The 14390-nt window shown below is 69.6% G+C and carries 12 protein-coding genes; 11 read left to right on the forward strand and 1 reads right to left on the reverse strand.

All coding sequences use genetic code 11. The annotated features are described in order from the left end of the window. The first annotated feature begins 71 nt into the window (after positions 1–71). On the forward strand, positions 72–965 hold the full coding sequence (gene nadC / locus ACT1U9_RS01140) for a carboxylating nicotinate-nucleotide diphosphorylase (protein ID WP_444536471.1): 894 nt from the start codon (positions 72–74) through the stop codon (positions 963–965). Beyond that, positions 953–1807 (forward strand): PhzF family phenazine biosynthesis protein, encoded by an 855-nt coding sequence (locus tag ACT1U9_RS01145; RefSeq protein WP_444536472.1) that lies wholly within the window; start codon positions 953–955, stop codon positions 1805–1807. The genes nadC and ACT1U9_RS01145 overlap by 13 nt, the downstream gene beginning before the upstream one ends. 64 nt (positions 1808–1871) lie before the next feature. Here the strand turns inward: ACT1U9_RS01145 and ACT1U9_RS01150 are convergent, their stop codons facing one another. Beyond that, entirely contained in the window at positions 1872–2258 is a 387-nt protein-coding gene (locus ACT1U9_RS01150; RefSeq protein WP_444536473.1) for a hypothetical protein, read from the reverse strand. 433 nt (positions 2259–2691) lie between these two features. On the opposite strand from ACT1U9_RS01150, the gene ACT1U9_RS01155 reads away from it, so the two are divergent. From ACT1U9_RS01155 to ACT1U9_RS01195, 9 genes are all read left to right on the forward strand, one after another. Beyond that, positions 2692–3216 (forward strand): N-acetylmuramoyl-L-alanine amidase, encoded by a 525-nt coding sequence (locus ACT1U9_RS01155; protein ID WP_444538972.1) that lies wholly within the window; start codon positions 2692–2694, stop codon positions 3214–3216. Between the two features lie 187 nt (positions 3217–3403). Then, a complete protein-coding gene (locus ACT1U9_RS01160; protein WP_444536474.1) occupies positions 3404–3850 on the forward strand; it encodes a hypothetical protein in 447 nt (148 codons plus the stop codon). A 158-nt stretch (positions 3851–4008) separates the two neighbouring features. Further along, positions 4009–5229 (forward strand): GAF domain-containing protein, encoded by a 1221-nt coding sequence (locus ACT1U9_RS01165; RefSeq protein ID WP_444536475.1) that lies wholly within the window; start codon positions 4009–4011, stop codon positions 5227–5229. Between the two features lie 159 nt (positions 5230–5388). Beyond that, positions 5389–6912: an acetaldehyde dehydrogenase ExaC gene (gene exaC / locus ACT1U9_RS01170; RefSeq protein WP_444536476.1), complete on the forward strand. Its 1524-nt coding sequence runs from the start codon at positions 5389–5391 to the stop codon at positions 6910–6912. A 226-nt stretch (positions 6913–7138) separates the two neighbouring features. Next, positions 7139–7309, forward strand: a complete 171-nt coding sequence (locus ACT1U9_RS01175) for a hypothetical protein (RefSeq protein WP_444536477.1) — start codon at positions 7139–7141, stop codon at positions 7307–7309. A 481-nt stretch (positions 7310–7790) separates the two neighbouring features. Beyond that, complete coding sequence (locus tag ACT1U9_RS01180; protein WP_444536478.1) at positions 7791–8981, forward strand: sensor histidine kinase; 1191 nt, start codon at positions 7791–7793, stop codon at positions 8979–8981. A 64-nt stretch (positions 8982–9045) separates the two neighbouring features. Beyond that, on the forward strand, positions 9046–10083 hold the full coding sequence (locus ACT1U9_RS01185) for an IopA (protein ID WP_444536479.1): 1038 nt from the start codon (positions 9046–9048) through the stop codon (positions 10081–10083). A gap of 162 nt (positions 10084–10245) precedes the next feature. Then, positions 10246–12441: an iron-containing redox enzyme family protein gene (locus ACT1U9_RS01190; protein WP_444536480.1), complete on the forward strand. Its 2196-nt coding sequence runs from the start codon at positions 10246–10248 to the stop codon at positions 12439–12441. A gap of 15 nt (positions 12442–12456) precedes the next feature. Further along, positions 12457–14319 carry a carbamoyltransferase family protein gene (locus ACT1U9_RS01195; protein WP_444536481.1) on the forward strand — a complete coding sequence of 621 codons (1863 nt, stop codon included), beginning with the start codon at positions 12457–12459 and terminating at the stop codon, positions 14317–14319. Positions 14320–14390 lie beyond the last annotated feature (71 nt).

Below are 14390 nucleotides of genomic sequence, written 5' to 3' on the forward strand. Positions count from 1 at the left end.
ACTACCGGCGCTGCAGCTGAGTCAGTGGTGGTGACCACCAGGCTCAACGCCCACTCGGAGATGGAGACCAGATGACCACGACACAGTTTCCCTCGGCTGCGGGACGAACCGCCGTCGCCGCCGCCCTGGCCGAGGACGCCTCGGGGAACGACATCACCACCACGTGGAGTGTCCCCGAAGACCTGGCGGCCACGGCCGAAGTCCGCACCCGGCAGAGCGGCATTGCCGCCGGACTCCCCGCGGTCGCCGAGGTCTTCGCGCAGGTCGATTCCGAGGTCGAGATCGAGGCGAGCGTCGCCGACGGCGCCCGGCTGGCCGACGGCGACGTCCTGTTGCGCCTGTCCGGTCCGGCGCGCAGCCTGATCACCGGCGAGCGCACGGCGCTGAACTTCCTGCAGCGCCTGTGCGGCATCGCGACGCTGACCGACCGCTACGTCCAGGCCGTGGCCGCGACCAGGACCCGCATTCTGGACACCCGCAAGACGGCACCGGGCCTGCGTGCCCTCGACAAGTACGCGGTGGCCGTCGGCGGTGGCCGCAACCACCGGCTCGACCTCGCGGCGATGGTCCTGCTCAAGGAGAACCACATCGCCGCGGCGGGCGGGGTGACCGCAGCGATCGAGGCGGTCCGCCGCGGGATGGCGCGTACCGGGCAGACGGTGGAGGTCGATGTCGAGGTGCAGACCGTGGCAGAGGCTGCTGAGGCGCTCGATGCCGGGGCCCGCTGGATCATGCTCGACAACATGCCGTTGGCCGACATCGAGCAGGTGGTCAAGATCCGGGCCGGACGGGCCGACGCTCCCCGGATCCTGCTGGAGGCCTCGGGTACCGTCCGCCTGGACAGTGTCCGCGCCATTGCCGAAACGGGCGTCGACCTCATCTCGGTCGGAGCGTTGACACACAGCGCGCCCGCACTCGACCTGACGATGCTGCTGACCACCGGCCCCGCGCCATGCCCGAGGTAGCGATCGTCGACGCGTGTCAGCGACAGCGCAGGGGTGGCAGCGCGACCGCCGTTCTGGACGACGCGCCGTTGACCGACGAGGAACGACGCCGTATTCCCACGGAGTTGGGAACGTCGCACGCCGTCTTCCTCCGCGCGACCGCAACCGAGCGCGGCCATCCGTCGTACACCCTCCGGTTCTTCACCGCCGCAGGCGAACTGCCCGCCTGCGGCCACGGCACCGTCGCCGCCCTCGCGCTGCTCGCCGAACGTGAAGGCGGCGACGACTACCGCGCCGTCCTGCGGACGACCCACCGCAGCTTCGACGGCCGGGCCACCCGAAACGGCGACAGCCTGACAGCATCGTTCGATCCAGGCCCGGTCAGCCTGCGCGACGCCCAAGACCCCGAACTGGAGGCGATCGCACACGGCCTCGGACTGCCCGAGGACGCGGTCGCCGGGGACGCCTGCGTGGCGTCGAACGGGCGGCCGAGGCTTCTGCTGCCCGTCCGGTCCCGCGCCGTACTGGCCGAACTCACCCCGGAGTTCGCCTTGCTGCGCGCAGCCTGCGACCGCCACGGTCTGCTGGGCTGCTACGCCTACTCGCTCCCGGACCGGCGCGGCCGGGCGGCAGCCAGGATGTTCGCGCCGTCGATCGGAGTCCCCGAGGACATCGCCAACGCCAACAGCACGGCCTGCCTGGCCGCGCGCGCGGCCGGATCCGGTACGGACCGCCTCATCGTCGACATGGGCGACCACCTCGGCTGCCCGTCGACCATCACAGCCACCATTCACCACGACGGCGCGGAGCACCGAATCCAGGTCGGCGGCCAAGCGACGATCGCGCGAACGCTCGTGCGCTGAGGCCTACGGCACTCAGGACCGGTCAGACTGCGCGCCGAGCAGAGCCGACGACCGGTTCCCTCCCCTATCCCTGGCGACCCCCAAGGGCCGCGCCCGCCTGAAGCTCGTAGAAGGGCAGCTCGTCACCGCCTTCGTCCGCCGCCGACGGCAGTATGTCGCCCGGGAGCGCGGTGGGCAGGCCGCTCGGGAAGCCACTCGGGAAGTCGCTGGGGAGCAGGTCGCTGGGGAAGTCGCTAGGCAGCCCCGACGGAAGAGTCGACGGGAGGTTCGTCGGGAAATCCGAGGGCAGCCCCGACGGGAGCACGCTCGGCAGACTCAGCGAAGGCGTCGGATTCGGGGTCTCGGATCCGGTCGATGTAGGCGTCGGGCTCTGCGTCGACTTCCCGCCCGACCCGCCACCACTGCCGTTGACCACCAGTACCACCGCGACGACCGCTGCGGCGGCCACCATGATGCCGAGCAGTATGAGGACACCCTTGCGGCCGCCCGCACCCGGCGACGGCAGAGGTGGCGGTGAAAGCGGCGGCTCCCAGGCGGGAGGACCGAAGCCCCCGCCGGACGGGGGCGGCCCCGGTGGGCGTGGCGGTACGGGCGGCGTGGCCATAGCCAACAGAGTCGGCCCGAATCGGTCATCTCGGAACCCCTGTACGGAAGTTACGCCAAAGTCGGTCAGCGGCACCGGGCGTCGCGGCGCGCGCGTCCGCGAGGCGCGCCGAGTCTTCCGTCCCGCGTTCGGCGGCCCGTACCGTAACCTCAGCCAGGTTTTTGCCGGTTGAACGAGACGATCGACGTCCATCGACGCCGACGATCGACGTACAGGAGCGCCGTTTCCCGTGAACCGCAGAAGACTCTTCCAGGGCGCGGCCGCCAGCGCGGCCGCGGGCATGCTGTTCCCCGCGACCCGCGCGGAGGCCGCCGGGGACACCGACTACCCGGGTGCGCGCTGGGTCGCGGCATCGCCCTCCAACTACACGGCGTCGGGCCGGCCCGGGACGTATCCGATCGAGTACGTGATCATCCATGTGACCCAGGAGTCGTTCGCGACCACGCTCGGGATCTTCCAGAACCCCGCCAAGAAGGTCTCCGCGCACTATGTGGTCCGCTCCGCCGACGGATATGTGGCGCAGATGGTGCGCGAGCAGAACATCGCCTGGCACGCCGGGAATTGGGACTACAACACGCGCAGCGTCGGCATCGAGCACGAGGGGTGGGTGGACCAGCCCGCGTACTTCACGGACGCCCTCTACGAGCAGTCGGCCAGGCTCACCGCGTCCGTCTGCGACCGGTACGGCATCCCCAAGGACCGCGAGCACATCATCGGCCACTACCAGGTCCCCGGCACCGACCACACCGACCCGGGGCCGAACTGGGACTGGGTGCGCTATATCCGCCTCGTCAACTTCGCCTGATGCGGGGCATAGGCGGGGACCTCCCCCGACGTCAAGAATCGCACCTATGACCGATCAGTCCGAGCCGTACCGACTTGGCGGTATCGCGCCCTGTTGGTGCGGTGGCACATGAGGTGAGGTGGGGCGTGCACTGGCGGCACTGACCACGCGCCAGTGAAAGCGAACCGCGAGAGAGGAAGTTCTGCGCATGCCTCCCATCCCGGTACGACCTGGTATCTACAAGATCCACGCACACATCATCGGCTCCACCTCCCTGGTGACGGCCACCGAGCACGCCGTCAACCATGGCGCTCCCGTGATCGTCGACCGGCTCAACCCTCTCCCCATCGAGCAGGAGTGGGTCATCGAGCCTGTCGAGCCCATGCCGGGAGCGCCTTACGTGATACGCCTCGCCGAGCACGAGAGCGCGGGAATCGTGATCCCGGAGGACAAGCTCTGGGTCAACGCGGTGGCGCGCACCGAGTTGGCCAAGTTCACGTTCGAACGGGTCATCGGCGGCGTCAAGATCCTCTCGGACAAGGGGCTCGCCTGGCGTGCCGGGCACCGGGGTGCGCAGATCGAACTCGCCCCGCCGAAGCCTGACTTCCAGGAGACGTGGACTCTGGAGTTCGTGCGCGATCTCGAAACGGAGTAGCACGGTAACCCCCGGGCGGCCGGTGCTCCAGCGAGCCCGGCCGCCCCGGGGCACGGGCGGCGGCAATCGGCCAGGCGCGTGCGAGGTGCCTTGCCGGGTGTTCGACGCGGGTCGACGATGGACCGGTCGCAGCGCACCCCGCCCTTCTGGAGGCCCAGTTGACCGATACGCGGTACGAGTCGCGGTACGAGTCCTGGGTCGCCCTGGAAGCCGGGGCCGACCCCGCCGAACGCACGGGCGCGCTGCGCCGCGCCCATGACGCGTTCACCTCGGCGGGACGGGTGGTCCGGCCCGTACGGCCGCTGGTGGCGGCGTCCTGGCGGCGCTCGGCACGGGCCCGGGTGTGCCCGGACGGGACCGCGCGCGTGGAGCTGGGCGAGGACGAGCTGGCCTCATACCGCGACGGACACCCTCTCGCCCGGGCGATGCCGGTGATCAGGGAACTGATGGGCGCGTACGCCCAGGACGGCCAGCATCTGGTCGCCGTCTGCGACGCACAGGGCCGGCTGCTCTGGGTCGACGGACACCCCGGGACCCGGCGCAAGGCGGACCGTATGAACTTCGTGCCGGGCGCCCGCTGGGCCGAGTCCGTGGTCGGCACCAACGCCCCCGGGACCGCCCTGACCGAGGACCGGCCCGTGCAGGTCTTCTCCGCCGAGCACTTCCGGCGTCCGGTGCACCCCTGGACATGCGCGGCGGCGCCGCTGCACGACCCGCGTACGGGACGGCTGCTCGGGGCCGTGGACATCACCGGAGGCGACGGTCTCGCGCACCCGCACAGCCTCGCGTTCGTGCAGGCCGTGGCCCGCGCGGCCGAGACGGAACTCGCCCTGCTCGCCCCGCCGCCCACCGGCACCGCGCTCGGCCTCAACGCCCTCGGCCGCGACGAAGCGCTCCTGGTGGCCGAAGGCCGCAAGGTCCGTCTCAGCCGCCGCCACAGTGAGCTCCTGGTACTGCTCGCCTGCCACCCCGAGGGCCTGACGGGTGATCAGCTCCTGGTCGATCTCTACGAGGACGAGTCGGTGACCCCCGTGACGATCCGCGCCGAGCTCTCCCGGCTGCGCCGCCTCCTGGGCCCCGACCTGTTGCGCTCCCGCCCCTACCGGCTGGCCCGCCCGGTCGACGCCGACTTCGACACGGTGGCGCGCCGCCTCGGCTCGGGCGCGGTCGCGGCGGCGATGAACGCGTACGCGGGCCCGCTGCTCCCCGGCTCACAGGCGCCCGCGATCGTACGGATGCGGAACCGGCTGGCCGGACAGTTGCGGACGGCGCTGATCGAACGCGCCGACCCGGGTCTGCTCGCCGAGTGGGCGCGCAGCCCATGGGGAGCGGAGGACCGGACGGCGTGGCGTGCGCTGCGGGAGACGACGGACAACTGACGTTCGCAGTCGGTCGTCCGGGTGCATGCCGGTCATCCGGTCGCGTGCCGGTCATCCGCGCGTTGGGTCTCGGCCGCAACGGAGCCGCAACGTCCAGGGGCCTAACCTCCGCACCGAGCGCCGTCCGAGGGCGGGTGGCGCCGGAGGGAGGCCACGGAGATGACCCGTTACGCAGCGCCCGGCACCGAGGGCGCGATCGTCACGTACCAGTCCCGCTACGACCACTTCATCGGCGGCGAGTACGTACCGCCGGTCGGTGGCCAGTACTTCGAGAACCCGAGCCCGATCAACGGCCGGCCCTTCACCGAGATCGCCCGAGGCACGGCGGAGGACGTCGAACACGCCCTGGACGCGGCCCACGCGGCGGCGCCCGCGTGGGGCCGGACCGCCCCGACCGAGCGTGCCAACATCCTCAACAAGATCGCCGACCGGATGGAGGCGCATCTGGAGGAGCTGGCGGTCGCGGAGAGCTGGGAGAACGGCAAGCCGGTCCGCGAGACGCTGGCCGCCGACATCCCGCTCGCGATCGACCACTTCCGCTACTTCGCGGGTGCTCTGCGGGCGCAGGAGGGCTCGCTGAGCCAGATCGACGAGGACACCGTCGCGTACCACTTCCACGAGCCGCTCGGCGTCGTCGGCCAGATCATCCCGTGGAACTTCCCGATCCTCATGGCCACTTGGAAGCTGGCCCCGGCCCTGGCGGCGGGCAACGCGGTGGTCCTGAAGCCCGCGGAGCAGACCCCGGCGTCGGTACACGTATGGCTGAGCCTGGTAGCCGACTTGCTCCCTCCCGGTGTCGTGAACATCATCAACGGCTTCGGCGTGGAGGCGGGCAAGCCGCTGGCGTCGAGCCCGCGGGTGGCGAAGATCGCCTTCACGGGCGAGACGACCACGGGCCGCCTGATCATGCAGTACGCGTCGGAGAACATCCGCCCGGTGACGCTCGAACTCGGCGGAAAGTCCCCCAACATCTTCTTCGACGACGTCTGGTCGGCGGACGACGACTTCCGCGACAAGGCCCTTGAGGGCTTCACGATGTTCGCCCTCAACCAGGGCGAAGTCTGTACGTGTCCGTCCCGCGCCCTGATCCAGCGCGGGCACTACGGCGAGTTCCTGGACGCGGGCATCGCCCGCACCGAGGCCATCGTGGCGGGCCACCCGCTGGACACCGACACCATGATCGGCGCCCAGGCCTCCAACGACCAGCTCCAGAAGATCCGCTCCTATCTGGACATCGGCCAGCAGGAGGGCGCGAAGATCCTGACGGGTGGTCAGCGCATCGAGTACGACGGGGAGATGGCGGGCGGCTACTACGTCCAGCCCACGATCTTCGAGGGCGACAACCGCATGCGGATCTTCCAGGAGGAGATCTTCGGCCCGGTCGTCGCGGTGACGTCCTTCACGGACTTCGAGGACGCCATCCGCACGGCGAACGACACCCTGTACGGCCTCGGCGCCGGCGTCTGGACCCGCGACGGCAGCCAGGCGTACCGAGCGGGCCGAGCCATCCAAGCAGGCCGAGTCTGGACCAACTGCTACCACGCCTACCCGGCCCACGCCGCCTTCGGCGGCTACAAGCAGTCGGGGATCGGGCGGGAGAACCACAGGATGATGCTGGATCACTATCAGCAGACGAAGAACCTGCTGGTGAGCTACTCGGCGAAGAAGCTGGGCTTCTTCTAGGGGAATCAGGTCGGTCGCCTGGAGGGTGCTTCGCCCTCCGGGCGCCAGGTCCCTGCATGGCGGCCCTCGCCACCGACGCGCGCGTGTTCGTCCGGTCCGGACGGTTTGTTGAGGAGGTCCCCGACATAACGGAGTTGGCGGCGAAGATCCGTACCCTGCTCGCCGAGGTCGTCTTCACCGATGACGCCTGGAAGCGCTGCTTCGCGCGCTGCGCTATGACAAGGCCGTGCAGGCCGCGACCCGCATCGTGGCGCTGCTCGGGCAGGACGCGACATGGTGGACCAATCACAACGTCGAGTGCGGCGCCGTCAACGGAATCACCCCCGCCTTCGACAGCCTGACAGCCGGGACGAACGGCGAGTACTTCGCGATCGCGCTCCAAGTCGCGGACGACTGACCGTGTTGCTGGGCAAGTTGGTCGTCACCGGCGACTGCCTCGGCCGAGGACGAGCGGCATCGGCACACGCACCCTGCCGCCAATGGCCGGTCGGCGCCACCCCCCTGCCCCGCCCGCCCCACCAACGAGCTCCGCGCGTTCTCGAAGACCGACAGCAGCAACCCCCTTGCGCTGACGTCGAGTTCATCAGGATCAGCCATGCCCGCACCTCCCTGTGACGTAGACGGCACGTAGGACAGGCTCGGTGCCTCCACTCGTGGTCGAGGGTGCCTCGGGCCGTCGCCCGCACCCATGGCGTTTCGGCCAGCTATTTGCACGTAGCACTGACTCCGGTTTTGCGTTCAACCGGCCCGGGTAGGAGTCGTGATCGCGTGTCTTTTTGCTGACCCCCACCAGAAGCGCGAGGTACCCAGATGGTCGGTACGCGGGAGAAATCCATCGAGCCGTTGGCGGGTACCTCGCTCGACCTCCCCGTTCCGCGATGATGGCTCCGCGGTATGCCGTCTACCTGATGGCCGCGGTCTACGCGGGTTTCGCCGCCATCGGCACCGCCAACCTCCTGAAGATGTCGGACAGTTCGCTCGATTCGTACAGCTCGGTCGTGCTGGTGGTCTGCTGCTATGCGATACAGATGCTCCACTGCAGTCCGTACACCCAGCGGTTACGGGCCCGGTACGGGCGCTGGACTCTTTGGCTGCAGGCGTTCATCGCTTTCGCCCCCGTTCAGACCGGCCATCAATCGGGCATCATGTGCGGATTCCTGGCCGGCGCCGCGACCGTCATTCTCGGTCCCCGCCTTGGCTGGTTTCTCTTCGGGCTCATCACGAGCGCTGTTGTACTGATCGCGCTCGCGGAAGACGGCGATTTCCTCACCACTCTCTTCATGGCGCTCGCCACCTGCGCCGTGGGGCTGATCACCTTCGCGCTGAGCCGACTTGGGGACCTGGTCTTCGATCTGCATCGGCGGCGCGCGGAGACGGCGTGGGTGGCGGTGTCGAAGGAACGGGTGCGGTTCACCCAGGATCTGCACGACGTACTCAGTTACAGCCTCTCCGCGATCACGCTCAAGAGCGAGCTCTCGTACCGGCTGATCGGGACCAATGACGAGCGGGCCCGGCGTGAGCTCTCCGAGTCGCTGGAGATCACCCGCAGAACGCTCGCCGAGATCAGATCCGTCGTGCACGGCAACCGCAGGATGCTGCTGTCCAAGGAGATCGAACTGGCCTCCAGGGTCCTCGACTCCGCCGGGCTCGCGGTGACCGTGCAGGGCGAGTTCGACAAGGTGGAGCCACGGGTCAGCGGCGTCCTGGCCGTCGTGCTGCGCGAGGCCGTCACCAATCTGCTGCGGCACAGCCAGGCGACGCGGTGCCGGATCCAGCTCAGACGCCACTCCACGCTGCGCGGCCGCACCATCCGGCTCAGCGTCTCCAACGACGGCGCGTCCGGCTCGCTCGCGCCCCTCGCCGCCGAGCGCCGGGGCAGCGGGCTCGACAACATGGCGGCCCGTCTTGAGGCCGTCGACGGCAGCCTGCGTACCTCGGCGGACGGCGGCTGGTTCCGCCTGGAGGCCGAATGCCCCCTGCTGCAGCAAGAACCCACCCCTGCTCCGACGGCTTTCGAGCCGTGCTCAAGCCCCGGTCCCGAGAGTCGGCAGCCGAGCGAACGGAATTGACGGGACCGAATGCCCGGACGCATTCGGTCCCGCCGTCGGCTCCCATCGGCTCTAAGGGGAACCAGTGGAACAGCAGAAGAAGCTGACTCCGCACATGAGGCATTACGAGGAATTCGCCACGGGTGACATCCGCTGGATGCCGTACGTCATGTTCTTCAACCGCCCCGACTTCCGCTCCCCGGTGGTGAACACCGATGCGGGCGGCTTCCGGATGTCGGCCGGGAAATCGGGTGCGTACTCGCTCCGGGGAACGCTCCCCCAGGGCGATGTGAGCGTCCTGCTCGGCGCCTCCCCGGCATTCGGCTTCGGGGCGACCAGCGACGCCACCACGCTTTCCTCGCTGCTTTCCCGGGGACCGGCGTCGGCCACCTGGCTCAATCTCGCGGCCCCTGCCTTCAATTCGGCCCAGGAAGTCCTCATCTTCCTGATGCACCGCGATCTGCTGCCCGACATCCGGGACATCGTCGTGTTCTCCGGACTCAACAACCTGGTCGTCGCGGGACTGCCGATGGCGGGCTCCGGTTACGGGCAGTTCTTCTTCTCCGGCGAGTTCTTCCGCCAGCTCGGCGCGTCCAACGTGGACCAGGGCGAACAGCCCGGCTGGGCCCGGGGAAAGCTCGCCCAGGCCGCCCGCCGCATCGGCCGTGGCGGCGCGCTGGAGGAGGAGAAGCCGGAGCTCGCGGACCCCGAGGAGCGCATCGCCATCGCGCTCCGCAACACGGCACGCGATCTCGACCGGCTCCTCGAACTGGCCGCACCGACCGGTGCCCGCGTTCGCTACGTACTCCAGCCCACCGCGTCCTGGTCCGGGAAGCGCTTCACGCAGGAGGAGCGGCTCCTCATCGAGGAGAACGACACCGAGCGCGCCCGGATGTGGAACCTCTTCAAGCAGATCCTCGACCCCGCCGTCCACACCGCATACGCCGAGCAGGTGGAGGCCGCCTGCAAGCAGCGCGGGGTCCCGTTCCTCGACGCCAGCCGGGCGCTCAACACGTCGCCGGACCGCGACCGCTGGCTCTTCCTCGACCAGACGCACCTCACCGATGAGGGAAACCGCGTGGTCACCGGCCTCATCGAGGCCGAGTTCGGCCTCGACCGCTGAGCCCCTCCCCCACTCGCCCGAACCCCCTTACTCACCGAACCCGAAAGTGAGGTGATCAGCCATGCTCCGAAAGCTCGCCGCGCTGTTCAAACGACGCAAGAAGAAGCGCCGCAACGACAGTTCCATCTACCCGATGTTCTGAGGGGAAGGTCTGCCACTGTCATGTCTTCCCGCTACCGCAGCCTCTATCTGCGCGCCCTGGCCCCCGAGGGCCCGCTGTCGCTCGGCACCGACGATCTCCGCCACGTACGTACGACGCTGACAGTGGACGACGACGGGCAGGAGCTGTCCGCCCTGATCGAGGCGGCCGGGCGCTGGAGCGCGCAGGAGGCCGAGCGTTTCCGCGCTGTGCTGGCCGCGCCCGGTCCCGGGCCCGCCGGGCCCGAGCAGCAGGAGACCGTGCGCCGTGTCCTGCGCAACTGCGCCCCGCTCGCCCTGTCCGCCGGAGCCTGGCTCCAGTGGATCGCCAGCCCCGGCAACTCCGAGACGGAACCGGTGCTCAGAGTGCTCTCCCTGTACGCGTCCGATGTGGGCGCGGGCCGTCCGCTGGCGGACCGTGGCAGCGCGTACCGCGCGCTGCTGCGCGGGCACGGGATCGTGGAGGAGCTGCCGGGCGTCCGACTGGCGAGCAGCGAGTACGTCGAGGGCTTCAGCTTCCGGCTGCCCGCCCTGCTGCTCGCGATGAGCCGGCGCCCCGACGCGTTCCTGCCGGAGATCCTCGGGGCCGATCTGTGTCTGCGTACCGTGGGCCTGCTGCCGCCGCTGGCGGCGCTCGGTGCGGGCGTGGACGGGGACGCCCTCGACATGGGCGGCGCCCGCCCGGGCACCACGGCGAACGGCCGCGAGCTGTCGCTCGCCGCCTCGCGCGCATACCTCGACGATCAAAACGCTCTCGAAGGACCGGCAGGCGAGGCCGCAACGCGCAGACTGCTCGGTGGTTTCCGCTGGGCACAGCGTGAAATACGCGCGTGGAGCGAGCAGTTACACGGCGAGGCGGCGCTGTCCCGGCACCCCGACTACGGGGTCTGGCGGCTGATTCACGCCCGGGCCCGGCAGGCCGCCGTCTACCACTCCCGCTTCAAACTCGCCGGCCGCCCGCTCTCCGAGTGGTTCGCGAATGTGGAGGCGGGCCCGCGCCCGTTCCTGACGGCGCTGGCCAAGAGCCGTCTCGTACGCCCGGGAAAGCCGGATGCGAGTCCGCTGCTCGGGCGGCTGATCGGCCCGAAGGGACCGATGTTCCGCATCTTCACGGAGGAGGAGATCGCCACGCTCCACCGGTGGATCGCTCTTCTGCCGGAAGAGGGTTCGGTCCTGCATCCGCTGCCGGGGACAGAGTCCGCCACCCACCAGGATCTGCACCGCGCCCAGGACTCCTGGCACACCCAGGGAACCGACTTGGCAGGTGAGTCGGCACGGCCAACCGCTCTCCCGCCACCGCGTGCTCTGACCACCGCCGCCGCACGCGCCGCTTATCGCGCCCTCCTCGGCCGCGAGGACTCCGCCGAGCTGCGCGGCTTCGCCCACGCGTACGCGACCCGCTGGCTGGCCCGTTCCCGCTACGCCATGGAGCGCGCGCCGGAGCAGCTGCCGTCCCGCTGGGACCCGGAGAACGGCTTACGGGAGTGGCTGGCCCGCGCGCACGACCGGCACGCCGACAGCTTCCAGCGGGGCGAGGCGGTCCTGCCCAGCCGCGCGGAGCTGATCGACTCCACCTTGCAGCTCGCCCCGCTCATCATGATCGACGGCGGCTGGCTCCAGGGGTTCACGGACTACCAGCACGCCTCGTCCCGCTCGGGCCACTTCCTGTTCCGTACGTACTGGGACGAGCTGGGCAACGGTGAGCTGGAGCTCAACCATCCGCGCATCTACCGCGCGCTGCTGCGCGACATGGGCATCGATCTGCCGCCCACCGCCTCGCGGGAGTTCAGCGACTGGCCCGGGTTCCGCGACGAAGCCTTCGCCATGCCCGCCTTCTGGCTCAGCGTGTCCCGCTTCCCCGAGACCTTCATGCCGGAGATCCTCGGTCTCAACCTCGCCATGGAGCTCTCCGGAGTCGGCGGCAGCTATCGTGACGCGCGCGTGGCGCTGCGCCACCACGGGTTCAGCACGCAGTTCGTGGATCTGCACAACACGATCGACAACGTGGCCACCGGCCACTCGGCCTGGGCGGCCGACGCGATCGACGCCTATCTCGCCGATCTGCCCGGAGTACTCGGCCCCGGCCAACAGGACGCGGTGTGGGAGCGGATACGGGTGGGCTACCGCTCGCTCAATCCCCCCGGCGGCAAGGCCGCCGAGCTCTACGCCACCCTCCGCGTAACCCGCACACGCCGTACGACCCGCACCTCTCGGATATGAGGAGCTGACCTCTGCATGGCCACCAACGCATCGGCCACCACCGTTCTTGGCCTCTCGGCCTTCTACCACGACAGCGCCGCAGCCCTGGTCACCGGCCAGGGCATCACGGCGGCGGCCCAGGAGGAGCGCTTCAGCCGGCGCCGCCACGACTCGGCCTTCCCCGAACTGGCCCTGCGCTACTGCCTGGACGAGTGCGGGCTCACCCTCGGCGACCTCGACCGGATCGCCTACTACGAGCGGCCGTCCCGCAAGTTCCGCCGGGTCATGGCCACCTACCTCGGCACCGCACCCCGATCTTTCACCTCCTTCCGCGATGTCATGCCGGGCTGGCTGAGCTGGAAGATGCGGACGATCAGCACGGTCAAGGACAAACTCGCGGAGCTGGGCCTCGGTCCCGTACCGGAGATCGAGTCCTTCGAGCACCACGAGTCGCACGCGGCCTCGGCCTTCCTGCCCAGCCCGTACGAGTCGGCGGCCGTGCTCTGCGTGGACGGGGTCGGCGAATGGACCACGACCTCCATCTGGCACGGCCGGGGCGACCGGGTCGAACCGGTCGCCGAGCTCTCCTTCCCGCACTCCCTCGGGATGCTGTACTCGGCGTTCACGTATTTCTGCGGATTCAAGGTGGACTCCGGCGAGTACAAACTGATGGGCCTCGCCCCGTACGGCAGGCCCGTCCATGCCGGGGTGATCCGGGAAAACCTCGTCGATGTGAAGAACGACGGCTCGTTCCGGCTCGACACGCGGTACTTCGAGTTCCTTTACGGGCAGGTCATGACGGGCCGGGCGTTCGAGGAGCTCTTCGGCGGGCCGCGCCGCGAGCCCGAAGGGCCGCTCACCCAGCGGGAGTTCGACCTGGCGGCGTCGGTGCAGCTGGTCACCGAGGAGATCATGGTCAAGCTGGCGCGGACCGCACGCGAACTCACCGGCGAGTCCAAACTGTGCATGGCGGGCGGGGTGGCCCTGAACTGTGTGGCCAACGGCAAGATCGTCGAGCGCGAGATCTTCGACGAGGTGTGGGTGCAGCCCGCAGCGGGAGACGCGGGCGGTGCGCTCGGCGCGGCCCTGCTCGCCCAGCGCGGACGCCCCCGGGACCGCTCCCTGACCCGTAACTCCCGTGACGCCATGCGTGGTTCACGCCTCGGCCCGGGCTTCGACAACGACCACGTCCAGGCGTACCTCGACGCCCTCGCGATCCCCCACACCCGCCTCAGCCCCGAAGAGCTCTCGCGCAGGGTGGCCGAGCAACTGGCGGAGGGCAAGGTCGTCGGCTGGTTCCAGGGCCGTATGGAGTTCGGGCCGCGAGCCCTCGGCGCACGCTCCATTCTCGGCGATCCGCGCAACCCCGCGATGCAGTCCGTGATGAACCAGAAGATCAAGTTCCGGGAGTCCTTCCGCCCCTTCGCGCCCATCGTGCTCGCCGAACACGCCCAGGAATACTTCCAGTTGAGCCAGCCGAGCCCGTACATGCTGATCGTCGCCCCCATCGCCGAACAGCAGCGCGTACGCACCGCCGAGCTGGACGGCGACCTGGACGGCGCGCAGGGTCTGGACCGGCTCCAGATCCCCCGCTCCACCATCCCGGCGGTCACCCACGTGGACCACTCGGCCCGGGTCCAGACGGTCACACCGGAGCAGGACGCGCGGCTGTACGGGCTCCTGCGGGACTTCCACGCGACGACCGGCTGCCCGGTCCTGGTCAACACCTCCTTCAACGTACGGGGCGAGCCCATCGTGGCCACCCCCGAGGACGCGTACCGGTGCTTCATGCGTACCAACATCGACACGTTGGCCATGGGTGACTTCCTGCTGGAGAAGACGGCTCAGCCGGAGTGGTCGGAGAAGGAGGACTGGCGCGAACTGATCCCGCTGGACTGACAGTTCATTCGACGCCCCAGCGGATCGACGACCGAAGTTTCCAGCTCACAGCTCGACATGAGAGGGCTCTC

This window comes from Streptomyces sp. BR1 (assembly GCF_052373795.1).
In the GTDB taxonomy this organism is placed as follows: Bacteria; Actinomycetota; Actinomycetes; order Streptomycetales; family Streptomycetaceae; genus Streptomyces.